The 19,468-nt window shown below is 41.9% G+C and carries 15 protein-coding genes; 1 reads left to right on the forward strand and 14 read right to left on the reverse strand.

The genetic code is table 11. The annotated features are described in order from the left end of the window. The 8 genes from BN587_RS08735 to BN587_RS08770 all read right to left on the reverse strand — a co-directional run bounded on the left by BN587_RS08735 (nt 1) and on the right by BN587_RS08770 (nt 8,821). Nucleotides 1-1,251: an SH3 domain-containing protein gene (locus BN587_RS08735; protein WP_021720742.1), complete on the reverse strand. Its 1,251-nt coding sequence runs from the start codon at nt 1,249-1,251 to the stop codon at nt 1-3. A gap of 27 nt (nt 1,252-1,278) precedes the next feature. Next, entirely contained in the window at nt 1,279-1,998 is a 720-nt protein-coding gene (locus tag BN587_RS08740) for a VWA domain-containing protein (RefSeq protein ID WP_021720743.1), read from the reverse strand. A gap of 11 nt (nt 1,999-2,009) precedes the next feature. Continuing rightward, on the reverse strand, nt 2,010-3,713 hold the full coding sequence (locus tag BN587_RS08745) for a zinc ribbon domain-containing protein (protein ID WP_021720744.1): 1,704 nt from the start codon (nt 3,711-3,713) through the stop codon (nt 2,010-2,012). A gap of 13 nt (nt 3,714-3,726) precedes the next feature. After that, entirely contained in the window at nt 3,727-4,353 is a 627-nt protein-coding gene (locus tag BN587_RS08750; RefSeq protein ID WP_044484675.1) for a hypothetical protein, read from the reverse strand. A 21-nt stretch (nt 4,354-4,374) separates the two neighbouring features. Next, complete coding sequence (locus BN587_RS08755) at nt 4,375-5,214, reverse strand: hypothetical protein (protein WP_021720746.1); 840 nt, start codon at nt 5,212-5,214, stop codon at nt 4,375-4,377. Nucleotides 5,215-5,234: 20 nt separating this feature from the next. Beyond that, nucleotides 5,235-5,819 carry a zinc ribbon domain-containing protein gene (locus BN587_RS08760; RefSeq protein ID WP_021720747.1) on the reverse strand — a complete coding sequence of 195 codons (585 nt, stop codon included), beginning with the start codon at nt 5,817-5,819 and terminating at the stop codon, nt 5,235-5,237. 17 nt (nt 5,820-5,836) lie between these two features. Continuing rightward, a complete protein-coding gene (locus tag BN587_RS08765; RefSeq protein WP_021720748.1) occupies nt 5,837-6,904 on the reverse strand; it encodes an SPFH domain-containing protein in 1,068 nt (355 codons plus the stop codon). Between the two features lie 201 nt (nt 6,905-7,105). Next, nucleotides 7,106-8,821, reverse strand: coding sequence for a hypothetical protein (locus BN587_RS08770; protein ID WP_021720749.1), 1,716 nt, complete (start codon nt 8,819-8,821; stop codon nt 7,106-7,108). 812 nt (nt 8,822-9,633) lie between these two features. On the opposite strand from BN587_RS08770, the gene BN587_RS08775 reads away from it, so the two are divergent. Next, complete coding sequence (locus BN587_RS08775) at nt 9,634-10,968, forward strand: hypothetical protein (protein ID WP_303684945.1); 1,335 nt, start codon at nt 9,634-9,636, stop codon at nt 10,966-10,968. A gap of 181 nt (nt 10,969-11,149) precedes the next feature. Here the strand turns inward: BN587_RS08775 and rd are convergent, their stop codons facing one another. The 6 genes from rd to typA all read right to left on the reverse strand — a co-directional run. Beyond that, complete coding sequence (rd, locus tag BN587_RS08780) at nt 11,150-11,308, reverse strand: rubredoxin (RefSeq protein ID WP_009146201.1); 159 nt, start codon at nt 11,306-11,308, stop codon at nt 11,150-11,152. 135 nt (nt 11,309-11,443) lie between these two features. Then, on the reverse strand, nt 11,444-13,291 hold the full coding sequence (gene uvrC, locus BN587_RS08785) for an excinuclease ABC subunit UvrC (protein ID WP_021720751.1): 1,848 nt from the start codon (nt 13,289-13,291) through the stop codon (nt 11,444-11,446). Further along, nucleotides 13,288-16,137 carry an excinuclease ABC subunit UvrA gene (gene uvrA, locus BN587_RS08790; RefSeq protein ID WP_021720752.1) on the reverse strand — a complete coding sequence of 950 codons (2,850 nt, stop codon included), beginning with the start codon at nt 16,135-16,137 and terminating at the stop codon, nt 13,288-13,290. The genes uvrC and uvrA overlap by 4 nt, the downstream gene beginning before the upstream one ends. 146 nt (nt 16,138-16,283) lie before the next feature. After that, a complete protein-coding gene (locus BN587_RS08795) occupies nt 16,284-17,006 on the reverse strand; it encodes an aspartate/glutamate racemase family protein (protein WP_021720753.1) in 723 nt (240 codons plus the stop codon). Nucleotides 17,007-17,172: 166 nt separating this feature from the next. Next, nucleotides 17,173-17,547, reverse strand: coding sequence for a cell division protein SepF (sepF, locus tag BN587_RS08800; RefSeq protein ID WP_021720754.1), 375 nt, complete (start codon nt 17,545-17,547; stop codon nt 17,173-17,175). 112 nt (nt 17,548-17,659) lie between these two features. Then, nucleotides 17,660-19,468: translational GTPase TypA (gene typA, locus BN587_RS08805; RefSeq protein WP_044484678.1), on the reverse strand; the 1,809-nt coding region annotated here is incomplete at its 5' end.

Consider the following 19,468-nt stretch of genomic DNA (forward strand, 5'->3'; position numbering starts at 1 on the left):
TTACATATCTCTTTTTAGTTGAATAAAATCCTTATACACCCAACCTTCCGTACCACCTGACAAACGTACCTTATACCAAGTCTCGCCATAAAGCTTTTTCATATTAACTTTATCAACATATATTGTTCCACTGCCATTTTCTAAATTCAGCTGACACTGATAAGTACCGCCATTTTCACCAGTTATTGTCACAGGCTGTCCTTTTGCAAGTCTTATATTCTGACCATTGAAGCCCACAACCACATTATCAGTATTAATCATACCAGCTCGCTCATCATCGCATGTCTGTACAGCAATAGCATCTAGTCCGCTATTACGCTTCAATGTTTTTATTACAGAACTGTTAGTAGACGGCGCACTTCTCAAAAAAACATCATCGCCCTTAACATAGGCCATTTGAGGTTTAAAATCACCTGTTTCAAAGTGCATATACTCGCTGTTTAATCTTTCATATTCATAATAACCTTCGCTACCAATTTTAAATGCGGCTTGATAATCCAATCCATTAACACCTGCTCTAAGACCATCTACCAAACCGCTTATTCTTTTTTGTTCTGCTTGAAGAATTCTGATAAGCATTCTTCCCTTACGCGTATTTGCTTCACTGCTATTACGCAGCTCTGTTAAAGTATCTAATACTTCTTGCTCAACACGCATTGCACTGTTAAGAAGTTCTGTTTCACCTTTTAAATTACCCTTTTTGTTTACAGTATCATTAATCAATTTAGCTATGCTAGCTATGTTGCCATTATGTCTTTCTTTAGCATCTTCCATTTTAGGTATAATTGAAGCAGGTGTACCAATCGGCGGCGGTATTGGAATATTTTTAGGCTTATTTGGTTGTATAAACACAAAATATACAGCAAATCCTAATACTAAAATACCTAAAATCATACCAAAAATTATCATCATATTTTTGTTTATTACAGTCCCACTAGGATTAACTTTAATAGGTGTTACAGGCTTAGGTGTTACAGGCTTAGGTGGTTGCTGTATAGGATCAGAAATTATAATACCACCACTCTCAGTTTTTACAGAATTACTCGTTTTATTAGCATCAGTAATGTTCTCAACAATAGCTTTATAAGCACTTGTCAATTCTCCCAGTTCTTTTACAGCTGCAGCTCGTTCTTCAGAATCCCGAGACAGCATTTTTCCCTGCACTTCTTTTTTCTTAGACATAAAGGCATTTTTTGCTTCATCTTTTGTACAGTTTTCATTTAATCCAAGCAAATCATAATAATCTTGCATGTACACTCCACTCCTCTACCTAGCAAATTAACCGGAAATCTCTTCCTCATAATCCGGTTCTTCATACGAGCTATTGCCCCACGATGGTTCATAATAGCCGCCATCTGCTGGTGCTTCTTTTCTTACAATTTTTTCCTTATACTCTTGTGGTTTCACTTCTTTATCCCATTCAATTATAAATGCCGTAGTATTACTATTTTCTAACAAAGGCGAAAACGAACCAGCTTTCCAAGTAGCATTTTTATATTTGCGATATAACATCGCATACCTTTCATTACTTTCTTCCTTTGTCGGTTGCCCAGAATGCCAATTGGTAAATTTTGGCTTCTGCCCATTAGGCAATACCCAATTGCCATTAAGATCTTCATCAGTCAAACCAAAATACGCACTATCGTATCCTTGTGAAACCATGAAATCATACAACATTCTGCTCTTTTCTTTAGAATCAATTATTGCCAAATGACCACCTACACGATCTGCATATAATTCAGCTTTTTTATACCCAGAACGCAAATCAACAATTTGGTACATGCGATTATTTGCCAATATCGTCGGTTTAGATTCGCTAGGCTTAGTTTTATCTTTCTTTGCTATTTTGGGTTTAGATGAATGCCCTCCATTGGAAATGCCAACAGACCTTAATATTTTATTACCAAAATTTCCCCAATCAAATGCGTCAGCAGGTGTTGCATAAAAACTGCTAGTTGTTAATGTCAAAACTAATAAAATACCACATATCTTTTTCATAATTAGCTCCTTCAATGCGTTCTTAATCTGAAAGTATCGATAGCAACAGGTACCACTTTATCATTTTCTAATTTGAAAACTACACCAAGCTCACCCTCACCATTGCCAACTCTACTCTCTTGAATACCATTTCTATTCTTTCTTGTATAATTAAATTTAAAATTGATTTTATAAATTCTATCTTTGAACGGATTATATAATCTATTATTATACTGTTCATTACTTGTAATTTCAGTAATATCCATAGAGTATATACCGCTTCCATCAGCTCTGTTGAAGAAACGCTTATATTGATCATACATGTTGCTCAACTTTGCTTCCGAAAAACCTAATTGCAGATTCTCAAGGCTTTCATTTTTGAGTGCCCCTTCTACAATTTTTCGCTGAATATCTTCAGATTGCTTCTCCATGTCCTTTAAAACATCTTTTTTCAAATGCGATTTCCAATAATATAAGACTGAAGATTTCGTATTAGGTGTTAAAATCAGCTTTGTTTCATAAGGATCGCAAAATGGTGCTTCTACCTTAATATTATGCTCGCCATAAAAAAGACTTACGTTATAATTATGGGTTCCGCGCTCAGTAGCAGTCGGATTTTTCATCAAAACTCCATCAATATAAAATTTCGCATTAGTTTCAACTTCAATATCTTGCACACTGACTAAATCATTATTGAGGATTTTATATTTATTGAGAATTTTATCCCATGAGCTAATAGGCTCAACTACTTCCAGCTTACCTTTAATTTCACTATTGTCTTTTAGCCTTAAGGTATACTGATATGCAGTCAATCCTTCAATTTTCGATTGGTCTACCATGGGTACAACATTTATATCAATTACTCCTTTAGAAAGTCGTACAACTAGCTTATCCTTGTAGGCACTAGGATTTTTCTTCACAAATTCAGCACTTTTTATGTAATTGTCTTTATTTATAAAATCATCCTCAGTTACAAACAAATATCCATAAGCTGCAGCATAATCCTGTTTGCTGAGAGCAGTCAAATACTTCTCTACTGCTTTTTCCGGCGTATTAACATAATTTTTAAAAACACCAATGCCACACACTAGAATAAGCAATATCGCCAAAACGCTGAAAATATAGTTTTTATATTTGACAATTGCTGTCACTACGCCATTTTCACCACTATTGCCACCACCATATTCAGCATTGTTTCTTAAAGGTTGTCCACAGTTTCCACAAAATTTCAAAGTAGCGTTATTGGCAAACTGACACTTCGGACAAATTAAAACATTATCAGCGATACGAGTTACATCATCTAGCTTAGGCGAAACGATAACTGTTCCACTATTACTATTCGTACCAATATTACTATCTTTATTTTTTTGCCCAACTTTTTCATCCACAGAAGCAACTGCCCCTTTATCACCATGCGTTATCTTGCTTGTATCTTCTATATCCTGCTTATCTTGCTTTGTATTATTGGTATTATCTTTGACCTGTATATCATGCGTTGCGCTACCGTTTTCCTGCTCTTTAACTTCCGCTTTTTTATTGTTGAGAGAAGTTATAATTTCTTTGTAAGCTTGCGTTAATTCCTGCAATTTGCGCATAGCATCCTGTCGCTCGTAGGAATCCTTAGACAATAATTTACTTTGCAAAGAAGCTTTCTTGCTTAAAAATGCTTTTTTCACTTCATCTTTACTGAGAGTCTCATCTATTTCTAATAAATCATAATACTGTTTCATGCTCATCACCATTCCTTGCTTAATAATGTTTTAACATGGCTTCTCGTTCTTCTAACAAGTTGTGTATTCCAATATATTTATCATTAACTTCTGCATAATCATAATTTGCATCAGACAACAATTTTTCTAATTCAACCAGCTTATTACAGATATGATTTTCTAATTCAGTAATATCATAACTGCCATACCCAAACTCTCCACATGCTAAAAAACGCGATTCTAAAATCACCGCTTTTTTATAAATCAACTTGCTATCATCATTACTCTTATTCAATCTATAATACTTTTCTGCTTGATTAACTATTCTAACCAACATTGCTTTTTTTCCATCTTCGCCAATAAGCAAATTACCGCTTTTCTCTTTAGAATTTTGAACAGTATATCCACACCAAAACAAAGAAAATAGAAAACCTATCGTCCATACCCATACTAAGATTTTAGTAAATAAAATCCTATAGAATTGTCCTAATACAATGTCAGCAGAGCGTAAAGTTGCAATTATATTATCTGTCCCACTAAAAAGCCAATCCATCAAAGATATAACCTTATTATAGCGAGCAGGTAATATAACACTGTATAAGAATATACCTATTATAATCATTATTACAGGAGCAAAATATGCCAAATACTTATTTTTGCTTTGCAACTTTATCACCCTTCCTGATTGTTATGCTAACTCTTCTTTTTTACTACGAATTAAAGCCTGAACTGCCGGAACCTGATTGCTCAAAATTTCACTATTCCCGGAAATCGAAGCTGCTATACGATTATTAGAAGCAACATTTAAGCTCAGCCAGTTGATTTTAACCCTAGACCAATTTTGTTTATTCACACTCCATACATGAAGCAGCTCATCACCATATTTAACAGCATCAATGTCTCTGTATGCCACTTCAACTGTATACTCTTCCAATATTTTTCCATAAGCAATGTCATAATAGCACTTATAGGCTACAGCCTGTTGCTCTGTAAAAGCAATATAGGTAAATGTCACTAGAGAGCAAATTATCTTGCCATCTCCACAATCCAAAAATACGTGCTCAGAAATTCTTTCTGGTTTACGCCAAAAACAGATTTTTTTCAAAATCCAAAGCCAAATCACTCTAATGAAAGAAACCTTTTCAATCTTTTCACCTATGTGAATACAACTGGAATCACTTGCATAACCACTGGCAATAATCGGATCAATCAAGCTAAATTCTTCTTCAATCAATCCCATGACATTGATAGCTCTGTCTTTCAAAAACTCAGCATCTTTTTGTACACAAGAATGGTACTGATCATAAACGCCAAAAAAAGCACTAAAATAGTATACCAACTTAGCAACTATCCATGCTAAAAACAAAACAAATTCTAAAGCCATAGCTAATGTATCTGATTTGAACATATAGGACAGTATTCCAATAAATATAAAGCCAAGAAACAACCACCCAACAAATCTTGGTTCTTCACGATAAAACGCTTTTACCAATACTGTTCTTACACTATCCTGTCTCATTTCCAACATAACGACAACTCCTTGCTTTTTTACTTAATAGCTAAATTTTCTTCCAGTTCTAGGATTTCTTCATCGGTAACAGCATTCTCCATAGATAAATTTTGCAATTCTAACGCTTTGTATTTTGTACGGAGATGTTTTTTATCAAAAAAATCCTTTTGAATTAAATACAAAAAGTAATATAGCCTCCCTTCATCTTGTATACTAATAGCAGCTTCAAGCATCGCAACCGCTTTTTTTATTTTTGGCAACGTCTGAAGATATGGTCGCTTGCCATTCATCAAGCTTAACGCTGCATAATAATAGGCATTCACGTTTTCCGGATCAACTTCAATAGCTTTTTCAAATGATTTCATTGACAAATCGTACATGCAGTTTTTATAATGGCATATCCCTAAAGAAATCAATGTACTACTGTCATCAACAAGACCATTAGCTATATTTTTCTTGTACACAGCTATATGCTTAGCTATGCCTCCTTTCGACAAATTATCGCTATCTTTTATTCTTTGTAAATACACTGCCGAGAAGCAATGACCACAAACCTTATCAGCAATCTTAATTGGTGCTCCGCAATTAGGACATTCATAGGTACAAACCTTTACATCACTCATAATAGAATTAACCTCTGCTATTTATTTACTTTACAACCACATTTAGAGCAAAATTGCGCATTGGGAACTAATTCATTACCGCAATTCATGCAATACATTTTTTCTTGAGTATTTTGTTTTGTTCCACAATATGAACAAAACAATGCATCAATAGGTAGCTCTCTACCACAATGTATACAATGTTTATTATTGCCTGTATCGTTTGCTTGTATACGTATATTAGAGGCTATTTGTTCCATAGCTTGATTAGTAACAGAGCCGACCATCATTCCGGCCCCCAATCCCATGCCAATTCCTGCGTAATCACCAATTTGTGAATCAGCCATTTTCTCTAATACATCAAATGACCTGCGTTTAGTATAAAAAGCATCTCCTAAAGCTAATTCTTCTTTGTATTTTTGTAATTTAGCAATTTCTTCTTTTAAGGGAGATATTGATTCTATATAAAAATCTAATAACCTAATCCCATAGTCAGAAAAGTCTTCTTCTATGATTTGGAATAACTCATTTGCTATTTCGGTATAATAGCCTGTAATATCAAGGAAAGAGATTTTCTTTTGGTTTACAAACCTAGCTACAATCTCTTTAATGTGCATATTTACAATTCCAGAAAAGCATTTATTTACGGTTATATGATTAAACCCTGAATCTAAATTAAGACTACCAATCAATTTATTTAAGAAGACTCTGCTGTCATTTATACTTATTACATACGATCCAAAGGCTCTTAGCGACAAAAAAATGTTGTACTTAGGATCTTCAATGATGAAAGGCGTACTAGTTCCCCAAGTCATATTTCTGTTTTCAGTCTTATTAATAAAATAAACCTCCGCGGCAAATGGTGTTTGTGAACCGAACGGAAACTTTATCAATTTACCTAAAAACGGTAAGTTTCCACTGCTAAGCGTATAAGTACCTGGAAGAAAAACGTCTTGCGCCTGACCATTTTTTACAAATATAGCTTCTTGACCAGGGCCAACTATTAACTGAGAGCCTAATATAATATCTTCCTTTTCCCATTTATAAATTAACCACGGCTCGTTATTATGAGTACCGTCAAATTTTATTCTATTCAATATTGGCATTAATATCATCCTCTCTACTAAATTGATATAAGAATTGTATCGTAATACTAATAGTGGTCACGTTTCAAGCTAAAACCATTACCCATACTATTCATATTAATATTTTTAAGATGCATCCCCATCATCACCCAATAGCTTTCTATCCTCTTATTTTCCTAATATAGTACTCACAAAAACACCTTCATCTGCTATGTATTCAGTCTATTCTTTAATAGGTGTCAAATACTTTCCTTCTACAACCATATTGTTAAAATTACTGTTATCAGAAGAAACAATGTAAGAATAAGCTTGTTGCTCAGGAGAAATCTTAAAATAGTCTTGTTTTAACACCATGCCATAGCTTTTACCATCTTTTTTTAACGAGCAAAAATAATCATCAGTTATACCTTCAGTACGCGACAAACTTCTATGATTTACTATAATTTCGTCGCCAACAGCAAACTTTATTTCTACATCCTTACCATCTTGCTCATCTATACCTTTAACAGTCTTTACTAAAGTAGCCTTCGCATTAAAAGGATATTCATTTACTAATTTTATAGTAAATATGGTAGCTAACCTCTCATTGTCACTAGCATTAAAAGTTCTATGAATATTATTTGTAATATTATTAAAAGTAACGTTGTTTGCATTAAGAATACACTTCGTTCCTACTTCCAGCTTTCTATCTGCACCCGTATAATCTGCATATTGCGTTTTTTTCGCTATTACTTCATTTTTAGTTTCTCTATTTAATTTGTTCAACATACCTTGTTCAAAACTAACTTTGCTTTTAGAAACATCTGTCAGATGTAGTTTAGTACCAATATGCTGGTAAATAACATCAACAGGACTTCCCTTAGGAATATTTTTCGTTTTATAATAGTCTTCCTCTACCTTTTCTCCTTCCATATTTATATCAACATAAGCGAATTGATTAACAGAAACAGGATACTGAAAATCAAACAAATAATATCCTTTTTTATCTTTACTATCAACTCTTTTTATTACAACATTAACTATATTTGTGTTATTATCAAGCGCCAATGCGTTTTTATCAAGATAATATTCCGTTTTTCCATCAACTGTGCAAATATATTCCCAATCTGCATTATTATCAATATTATCAAAATTATGCAATTGAGTTAAAAATGCTTTGTTCTCTGCAGCATTAATAACTCTCATAGTATTAAATAAATTTATACAACCTATAATAAAAAAGATAGAAAAAATTATTCCTACAATTGCATGTATCCATTTTTTGTATTTTTCTTCTAATGCTATTAATGTATCAATCCCATTACCATCGCTCGGAAAAAATACGGGTATCTCTACTTTATCCTGTGGTTCCAGCAATCCATTAAAATTAGTTTGTATATGCAAAGCGTCACTAACAACATCAACAGCTATAATTTCAGCAACTGCTCTCCCTATCCCCCAATTACCGTTTCTTGTATTTTTATTTATGTTACTGACTGCCTTATACGTAAGGAAAACAGGTATAATCTTATTAATAATCCAAACATTTAAATTCCATGTCACCTTAAGCCAAAAAATAGGAGCTGCTAAAAACATAATACACATAGGTATCAAAAATAAATTTAATTTATAGCCAGCATAATTTACGATTAAATAAATCCCTATATTTATAGCAAAGAAAACAGTTGCATAAAAGAACGACTTATAAAAAACTATATTGGTTTCATATATGTCATCCCAAATTTTAATTTTTATATCACGGTAATTATCGCAATAAGCCCAAAGTCCAAAAGTTAGTACAATCCATACGATAATATCAAAAAAATTATTCACTAATGCTCCAAATGGACTATGCCAAAAATCAAAACTGGTTAATCCTGAGATAAAGCTAATTCCCATAAAAAGTAAGAGCATGAAACCAACGGAAATTTTTCTATAATAAAAGAGTTCTTTAAGCATGATAATACCTCGCAATCATCACCATGAATATAAGCTTCAATTTATCAAACCTATTAATTTGATTTGCCTAATTACTTTAATTCGTAATCTTATAAAATTTAGGAGAAACAATAATACTTTTCAGAATGAGACTTTCACCTATGAATATTCCGCTTAGTATGCGAAGATGATGCTATGTCATTATAATGTGGGACACACAGCGATTAGCGTTCGAAAAGCCAATATCTATTTGATGAATTGCCAAATTTCATGACTCTTCCCTCCTAATCAACTTAAGCTCAGTACGGTCAATAGTCAAATTGCCTCCCCATTCATTTCGCCATGTTTTATGAAAAGAACCATTAAAGTATATCCTAGCTCTACAATCTGCGTTACATACAAAATCGAAACGCCCTCCGATGTATACCTCCAATACCCATTTTACCCCCCCCACTACACAATAGCGTTTCTACGAAGTACTTGTCTATCAGTTCGCAAAGCATCGTCATATAGGGGTATCTCTTATCAATGCTCTTATATATCATTATAAATTTTCTATTATACTTTTAATTTTAACCAAATTGCCATACATCTGACATATGTGACAACTTTTGTGACAGGCTTTTTACATATTCAAGACTTTATTATTGTCACAAATTCATCTATAATATAAATATTGACGATGAACTTTTTTAGGAAGGGTTTTGCTTATGACATTATTTGCAGATACGCTTAAAAAGTATCTAGAAACTAAAAATACAACAATTTACACTATCTCAAAAATTAGTGGTGTAGACAGAACAATGATACAGCACATGAAGGTTGGTAAGCGTATGCCTGCAAATGTTGCAGACGTAACTGCTATTGCCAAAGCCATGATGCTCAACCCCAGTGAAACAGCAGAATTACTGCGCGCCTATCATATATCACATATGGGAGAAGAAAACTTTTTCCGTCGTGAGCACGTCAGCAAAATAATCTCCAGTTTTTACGATATGAATTCTGCCGACGAGCTTGTGATTCCCACAGGTGTGCAGGATATGCTTGAAATGAATGAAGCTCTGAAAATAATCAACGGTCAGGGCAATATCAATCGCATTTTAAAAGCTGTTTTAGAGATTGAAGCCAATAAAAAATCAGGCCACATCAAATTAATGGTGCAGCCTGAATATCAATATATTTTTGATTGTCTTACTTCCATTGATTTTAACCGCAACAATACGCTTGTGGAAGCAATTATCGTTTTTGATAAAAATGAAGGACATAAAGGCACAACCTACAATCTGAATATCCTGCAAAAGCTTGTGCCGATTTTATTCCAATGTGAAGTTTTCCATCCTTACTATGTTTATGATAATGTTGATACACTGTTCAACAACACCAGCATGCTGCCGTTCAAGATTATCACCAGTGATTTCGTGCTGGCAGTGTCCTATGAACAGGATAAGGCTGTGCTTTGCAATTCACAGGATATGGTAGCACTCACCGGTGACACCTTTCAAAAAAGCCTCAGTGTTGCCAATCCTATCTGCCACACCTTCCATCCTACGCCGGAGGAATATTTGCAGTCCACCTTCCTTAGCGACGAAGAAATAAACGCTGAAGAAGTGCATGAGCTTTTTTACCAGCCTTGCTTCCCCAGCTTCTGCCCGGAAAGTATCCTCATGGATAGATTGAACACTGACATTATCCCGCCAGAAATGCAGGGAGTTATTGCCGATTACTTTGCTAAAATCCGCTCAAAATATAGCTCTCACAGCATTTCCTTTACGCTTGAAGGCTTAAACCTCTTTATGGAAACAGGACGTGTAACAGAAATCCCTGATTTCATGTACACCTACCTGACGCCGCCGCAACGCCTGGCGCTTTTAAAGAATATTATCAACAGCGTAGAGGACGGCAGCTTCACGCCAAGGATTGTGCGCAGCGAAAAGCTCTCCGTGCCTTCGCCTATTTGCATTTGCGCACCGAGCGAGCAAAAGGTTGTTATTTATTACTTCAGTCCCAATAAAGGACAGTATATCTTCCATCTGCAGGAATTAAGCCTGGTACATGCATTCCATGATTTTCTGGTTTACCTGCCGGAAAGCAGTATGGTTTATTCTGAAGAGGAAAGTAAGGAGCTTCTGCATTCTGTCTACGAGAAATACAAAAATCTTTATAATTGATAAGTAACATCAACGAGGTTGAGGCAAACCAACTTCACAAATTAAAGAATCGCTAGAGTTAAGTTTTTTTTAATTTTTGCACTAAAAAACCAGTGGAAATTTACCTGACGGTAAACCTCCACTGGTTTTTCTGTTCAAGGCTGGTTTTATCCCAGCCTCGTTTGTTATATCCTATGCAATTTTACATTTCCGAGAATTGGTCCTTGCCTACGCCGCAAAGAGGGCAAACCCACTCTTCCGGTACATCTTCCCAGGCAGTGCCTGCTGCAACGCCGTTATCGGGGTCGCCAACCTCAGGATCATACACATAACCACAAACATCACATACCCATTTTGCCATTAGCTTCGTCCTCCTCTTGCCATAGCCTGCGCTTTTAAGAAAGCTAAGCGCGAGCTACATAATAATTATTATTTTTGACCTATAATTATTATAGCATGTTCTACGAGGATATTCTGCAAAATAGCTGTGAACCTTTTACTGCAGCGCCTGCTGCTTTTCCGGTAAATCCAGACGGAAAAAGTCGTACAAAGTCTGCGCCGCCGCATGGTTCATGCCTTCTACCGCAGCAAGCTCTTCAACGCTGGCTGCCCGCATAGCGTCCAGCGTTTTGAACGCCTTCCACAGCTCCTGACGTCGCTTAGGCCCGATTCCCTCCACATGGTCGAGCACGGAAACAAGATTGCGCTTACCGCGCAGCTTGCGGTGGTAGGTAATAGCAAAGCGGTGCGCCTCGTCGCGAATGCGCTGGATGAGGTGCAGCGCAGCGCCTTCACGGTCCAGCATGATGCTTTCGCTTTGGTGCGGCTTAAAGATTTCCTCCTCGCGCTTGGCAAGGCCTACTACCGGCAAATCGTCAAGGCCAAGGCCGCGGATAACCTCCAGCGCCGAGCTCAGCTGGCCCTTGCCGCCGTCAATAACCACCAGGCTGGGCAAATCATCATAATCCCGGTAACGGCGGTAGACAACCTCCTGCATGGATTTAAAATCATCAGGCTTGCCTTCTGCCGAAACGATTTTATACCTGCGGTAATCCTTCTTGCTGCTGGTGCCGTTGCGGAACACAACCATGGAAGCAACGGTTTCGCTGCCCTGCGTATGGCTGATATCGAAGCAGTCCATGCGCTCCAGGGGATGCTCCAAGCCCAAGGCCTGCTGCAGCTCTTCGGCTGCCTGCAGGTCATTTTTGAGCGACAGGCTGCCCTTACGCAGGCGTTCATTAAGCAGCTTGACGGCATTTTCATTCGCCAGCTTCAGCAAATCCTTTTTCACGCCACGCTGCGGCAGCAGCAGCTCTACCCGTCGCTGTGCCTTGTCTGCCAGCCAGGTTTCAATAAGCTGCTTTTCGTCCTCCTCCGGCAGGTACGGCAGCACTACTTCCTTGGGAATAAAGGTTGCTTCGTTATAATACTGCTTGACGAAGGCTGTCATAACCTCCTGCGGCGTATCGCCGCCGTCAGGCATAAAGAAGTTATCTCTGCCGATGAGCTTGCCCTTGCGCACGAAGAACAACTGCACGCACAGGCCCGTCATATCCTGCCCCAAGCCAAAGATATCCATATCACCGCCATTATTGGTGACAGCCTTCTGCGCCTCGTTCAGACGTGCCACAGCCTGCAGCTGGTCGCGTAGTCTGGCAGCCTCCTCAAAGGCGTAGTTATCCGCTGCCTCCTGCATCTGCTGCTTCAAATCACGCTCCAGCTCCGTGGTGCGTCCGTCCAAAACCATGCAGACGGATTTAATCATCTTGTGATAATCCGCCTTGCTGATGTAACCGGCGCAGGGCGCAAGGCAACGCTTGATGTGGTAGTTAAGGCATGGTCTGTCCGGATTCATTTTGCGGCAGGTGCGTAGCGGGAACATGCTGCGCAGCAGCTTTACCGTGGCATGCATAGCGCCGGCGTCAGCATACGGTCCGTAATAACGTGCGCCGTCGCGCAGCTGTCTGCGCGTCACATATAAACGCGGGAAATCCTCCTGCAGCGTAACCTTAAGATAAGGATAGGTTTTATCATCCTTCAGACTGATGTTGTAACGCGGACGATATTTTTTAATCAGGTTGCATTCCAAAATCAGCGCTTCTACCTCGCTGGAGGTAACAATCGTTTCAATCTCCGCTATTTTCGCCACCATCGCCTTCACCTTCGGCGTATGGCTGGCCAGATTACGGAAGTAGCTGCGCACGCGGTTTTTCAGCACAACGGCCTTGCCGACATAGATAACCTTGCCGGAGGCATCATGCATCAGGTAAACGCCGGGCTTTTCCGGCAGTACGGCCAAGGCATTTTTTATATTGTCGCTAAAGCCTGCGGCTAATTCTGTCATACGTACCACCCGTTCTTTTTCGCCTTCGCCAGCTCCTGCTTGATGTACTGCCCGGTGTAGGATTTTTTGACCTTCGCTACCTCCTCCGGCGTACCGCTTGCCACCAAAGTACCGCCCTTGTCGCCGCCCTCGGGACCGAGGTCGATAATGTAATCCGCCACCTTGATAACGTCCAGATTATGCTCGATGACGATAACGCTGTCACCGCCTTCTACAAGACGCTGCAGCACATCCAGCAGCTTGTGCACGTCCGCAATATGCAGGCCTGTCGTAGGCTCGTCCAGGATATACACCGTGCGTCCCGTACTGCGGCGCGAAAGCTCCGTTGCCAGCTTCACGCGCTGCGCTTCGCCGCCGCTCAGCGTCGTCGCTGCCTGTCCCAGATGAATGTAGCCAAGACCTACATCCTCCAGCACTGCCAGCTTGCGGTAAATGCGTGGCTGGTTCTTAAAGAACTCGCAGGCCTCGCTCACCGTCATATCAAGAACCTCCGCGATGGATTTGCCCTTGTAATGCACCTCCAGCGTATCTCGGTTATAGCGTGCACCGTGACAAACCTCGCAAGGAACGTAAACGTCCGGCAGGAAGTTCATTTCTATCTTATTCATACCATCGCCCTTGCAGGCCTCGCAGCGTCCTCCCTTCACGTTAAAGCTGAAGCGTCCTGCCTTATAGCCTCGCAGCTTGGCCTCGTTGGTCTGGCTGAAGAGCTCGCGGATAAAATCAAAGACGCCGGTATAGGTTGCGGGATTGGAGCGCGGTGTGCGTCCGATTGGGGACTGGTCGATGTTGATAACCTTATCCGTATATTCTATGCCCTCGATGCTGTCATGCTCGGAAGCACGCAGACGCGCACCGTTGAGCTTGGCAGCCAGGGAGTTATAGAGAATATCGTTTATCAAGGTGGATTTGCCGCTGCCGCTCACGCCTGTTACTACAGTAAAGACGCCAAGCGGAATGCTGACATCAATATTTTTGAGATTGTTGGCGCGGGCACCGTGAATCGTCAGCATCCTGCCATCGCACTCGCGGCGATGCTTGGGAACCGGGATGAATTTGCGGCCGCTAAGATAGGTGCCGGTAACGGATGCAGGCACCTGCTTAATTTCTTCTACCGTGCCTTGAGCCACTACCTCACCGCCATGCTCGCCCGCTCCCGGACCGATGTCGATAATCTGGTCGGCAGCATACATCGTTTCCTCATCATGCTCGACAACAATCAGCGTATTGCCCAAATCACGCAAATGCTTGAGTGTTTCCAGCAGCTTGCCGTTATCGCGCTGGTGCAGACCAATGCTAGGTTCGTCCAGAATATACAGTACGCCTGTCAGGCCGCTGCCTATCTGCGTTGCCAGACGGATGCGCTGCGCTTCGCCGCCGCTGAGCGTACCGGCGCTTCTGTCCAGCGTCAGGTAATCAAGGCCTACGTCATTGAGGAACTGCAGACGCGCCATAATCTCTTTCAGCACCTGATGCGCAATTATTTGCTGCTTCGGCGTCAGCACAAGCTTTTTAAAGAACTGCAGGCAGTCGCGCACTGTCAGCGCCGTCACTTCGCAGATATTTTTGCCGCCGATAAGAATTGCCAGTGCCTCTGGCTTCAAGCGGCTGCCATGGCAGGAAGCGCAGGGAGTGCTCGTCATAAACTCCTCCAAGTCTTGACGCATAGCATCGCTGAAGGCTTCACGGTAACGACGGCGCAGCACGTTCAAAATACCGTCATAGGTTGTGTTGTGCTCCTTGACCTCGCCCTGCAGATTTTCGTACAGGAACTTGAACTTGCTCTCGCCGGCACCGTCCCACAAAAGCTGCTGCATCTCGGGCGAAAGCTCATTCCATTTGGTGTCGTAGCTATAGCCATAGGCCGCAAGAACTGCGCCCAGCTGCTTCATAAAATAGGAATTCAGATTGTTGCTGAAGCAGGCAATGCATCTGTCAGCAAAGCTTTTGTCGGCGTCAGGAACTATCAAAGCCTTGTCAAACTCCATATGCATACCAAGACCGGTGCAGTCCGGGCAGGCACCGAAGGGATTGTTAAAGGAAAACAGGCGCGGTTCAATCGCAGGCAGGCTGATGCCGCAGTCATTGCAGGCAAAATGCTCGCTGAAAAGCTGTGTTTCCGTTGCTTCTCCCAGCGTTGCCACCTCCGCAAAGCCGTCTGCCAGCTTCAGCGCCGTTTCCACGGAATCCGTCAAACGCTGCCTGATGCCTTCACGCACTGCCAAACGGTCGATGCCTACAGAAAGGCTGTGCTTCTTATTTTTCTCCAGACGGATATCCTCATCCAGCGTGCGCACCTCGCCGTCGATAAACATACGCACATAGCCTGCACGCCGCATATCGTCGAGCACACGCATATGCTCACCCTTGCGCCCCCGCACCAGCGGCGCCATCACCATAAAGCGGCTTCCCTGCGGCAGCTCCAGCACCTTGTCGACTATCTGCTGCACGCTCTGCTGCTCGATGAGCTTGCCGCATTTAGGGCAGTGCGGTTCACCTGCGCGTGCGAACAAAAGACGTAGGTAATCGTATATTTCCGTGACCGTACCTACGGTAGAACGCGGATTGCGACTTGTTGTCTTCTGGTCGATGGAAATTGCCGGGCTCAGGCCTTCGATGTAGTCCACATCAGGCTTGTCCATCTGTCCCAAAAACTGGCGGGCGTAGGCCGAAAGTGATTCCACATAGCGGCGCTGGCCTTCAGCGTAAATTGTATCAAAGGCCAGGCTGCTTTTGCCGCTGCCGCTGAGACCTGTGATAACTACCATTTTATTGCGCGGTATTTTTACCGTTATATTTTTCAGGTTGTGCTGTCGCGCACCCTTTACAATTAAAAATTCTTGCATATGTTTTACCTCTGTTAAATCATGAACGACGCTTCTAAAGCTGTCGATATCGATAGTATGTTTATATTATAGCACACTACTAGGATAAACGCAGTAAAATAAAAACCACCTCAGCCTCAAGCCAAGGTGGTTGCAGTACGCAGATATTATTTTACTTCTTCATACAGCGCACGCACGCAGGCATCTGCCAACGCACCGATGCTGGAAACGCTGCGCTCCTGCGGCAGTCCGGATGCATCATAGCCAAGCGGCAGCTCGGTGCAGGCGGTCATTACAGGAATATCACGCTCAGCCCACAGCTCCTCTACCAGCTCTTTCATAATAGCGCCGGCCTTTGCCAGCTGGTTAGCCTTAACGCAGTTGATAACCTCCTGAGATTTATCGCTCTGCTCCTCATTCGGAATGTACAAAGTCAGGCCGCGCTTTTCGGCATATTTCTGGTACAGTCCGCAAGCACGTGTGCCTTTGGTGGACAGCATCCAGGCACCCTTTTCCGGAGAAAGCTCTTTAGCAGCCTTAACGGTTTCGTCAACGATATGCAGCAGCGGTACCGGCAATTCATCAGCAAACTGGTCGATAAAGAAGTGTGCGGTATTGCAGGGAACAGCAAGCACATCTGCGCCCATAGCGCACAGCTGCAGCAAATCAGCCTTCAGCTTCGGCAGCGGAGATTCACCCTTACCGAAAATTGCTGTGCCGCGGTCCGGGATATCGCAGTCACCGATCATATATACAACAGGATGCTCCTGGTCGCAGCTTGCCGGGCATCTCATAGTGAACTGACGCAGAAACTCTGCAGCAGCGGCAGGGCCAAGGCCACCGACAACACCTAATTTTTTACCATTCTTCTTCATTTTCATTTCGCTCATATATACCTCTTCTTTCCTGTTCAGCATTACTTGTGGAATTAATAAATTTCTTATAATTTTAGCACACCAGCCTATTATTTGCAAATATTGCCAGGCTATAGCCATATGCAAAAAACCGTTGCCGGCCACCCCGCAAGGCGACAAGCAACGGCTAACTTTTTAATTTTTATTTACTAAGCCAGGAACGTACACTGGAAGAAGCTCTTGTCTCTTCCTTATTAACCTGTACCTGTTCAGGTGCATAAAGCAGCAAATCATCGTTAATTTTTTTCACATCGGCATTTACTATGTAGCTTACGCCGTTCAGATAATCAAAAATGCGATATCTGAGCGCTTCGTCAACTGCATCAAAGCATACCATAATGGCACTGCCGTTCATCAGAGAATCTGCATACTCACGCACATCCGCAAAGGATTTAGGCGTACGCACCATAATATTCAAATGACCGGATTTCAGCAGACGCGGACGGGTATATACCTCCTGCTGCTCTTCCTGTCCATCTGACCAAAAGAATTTCATTGCTGTATTTTTTAAACCCATGGCCATCAGCCTCCAAACCAAAACAGTTATTTAGACTATTATTCGCTGCCTATAGGCAAAAGTCCTGCTTAGTAATATTAATTGTAGCAGATTTTTAACAAATTGTCAAAAATTATGCCTGAACATTCTTCATACGGCCACGCATCTTACCGCGCTCCAGACGGTCCAGAACCTTCTTACGCATACGGATGCTCTTCGGAGTAACCTCAACCAGCTCATCGTCATTGATGTGCTCCAGAGCCTGCTCCAGAGAGAAGGTCTGAGGCGGAATCAGACGGATAGCGTCGTCACTGCCGGAAGCACGCATGTTGCTGACATGTTTCTTCTTGCAGGGGTTAACATCCATGTCATCTTCACGGCTGGGTTTGCCAACCAGCTGGCCTTCGTAAATCTTTTCAGCAGNNNCCAGCTGGCCTTCGTAAATCTTTCCAGCAGGAACAACGAACATGGTGCCGCGCTCCTGAGCGTTGCCGATACCGTAGGAAGTGGTTTCGCCGGTTTCAAAAGCAACCAGGCTGCCACGGGTACGGCCGGGGATTTCACCCTTATATTCTTCGTAACCGGCAAATACGTGGTTCATAACGCCGTTACCTTTGGTATCAGTGAGGAACTGGTTACGGAAACCGATCAGGCCACGAGCAGGAATCTTGAATTCCATACGCAGATAGCCTGCCATTTCGGTCATGTTCTGCAGCTCAGCCTTACGCAGGCCCAGGCCTTCCATAACAGCGCCCATGAAGTCCTGCGGTACATCGATAGTCAATGCTTCCATAGGCTCCATCAGCTTGCCGTTTTCATCGCGGTGCATAATAACCTTCGGTTTACCAACCTGCAGCTCAAAGCCTTCACGACGCATGGTTTCAATCAAAATGGACAGATGCAGCTCGCCACGGCCGGCAACCTCATAAGCATCCGGGCTTTCGGTCTCGGTAACACGCATGGAAACGTTGGTCTTAACCTCTTTGAACAGACGGTCACGCAGATGACGGCTGGTAACAAATTCACCTTCACGGCCGGCAAACGGACTGTTGTTAACGTAGAAAATCATAGACAAGGTAGGTTCGTCAATCTTGATGCCCTTAAGAGCTTCCGGATTTTCGCTGTCAGCGATGGTGTCGCCGATGTTAGCGTCCTGCAGACCGATCAGAGCAACGATATCACCTGCTTCAACCTCAGGCACTTCTACACGCTTCAGGCCCTGGTAGGTGTACAGACGGCCGATTTTGCCGTTACGGTTGCCTGCTTCGTCCATCAGAATGATGTTTTCGCCGTTGTGGATGGTGCCGCGAACTACACGGCCTACAACGATACGGCCTACATAATCATCATAGTCCAGGGTGTTAACCAGCATCTGCAGCGGTGCATTAACGTCAACGTCCGGAGCAGGAATGTTTTCCAGAATTACTTTGAACAAAGGCTCCAGAGAATTGCTTTCCTCGTCCATGGACAGCTTGGCAATACCGTTACGGGCGGAAGCCAGAACAACCGGGAACTCCAGCTGATCTTCATCTGCATCCAGCTCAATGAACAGGTCCAGAACCTCGTCAATAACTTCATCAACACGTTGGTCGGGGCGGTCAATCTTGTTGATTACAACAATCGGCTTCAGGTGCTGCTCCAATGCTTTACGCAGTACGTATTTGGTCTGCGGCATCGGGCCTTCATAAGCATCAACCAGCAGCAGTACGCCGTCAACCATGGTCAGCACGCGTTCAACCTCGCCGCCGAAGTCAGCATGGCCCGGGGTGTCCAGAATGTTGATTTTTACGCCGTTGTGCATTACAGCGGTGTTTTTAGACAGAATGGTGATACCACGTTCACGCTCCAGAGCATTGGAGTCCATAACGCGCTCTTCAACGCGCTCGTTAGCACGGAAAACGCCGCTTTGCTTCAGCATAGCATCAACCAGGGTAGTTTTGCC

This window comes from Phascolarctobacterium succinatutens CAG:287 (assembly GCF_000434895.1).
GTDB lineage: Bacteria > Bacillota > Negativicutes > Acidaminococcales > Acidaminococcaceae > Phascolarctobacterium_A > Phascolarctobacterium_A succinatutens_A.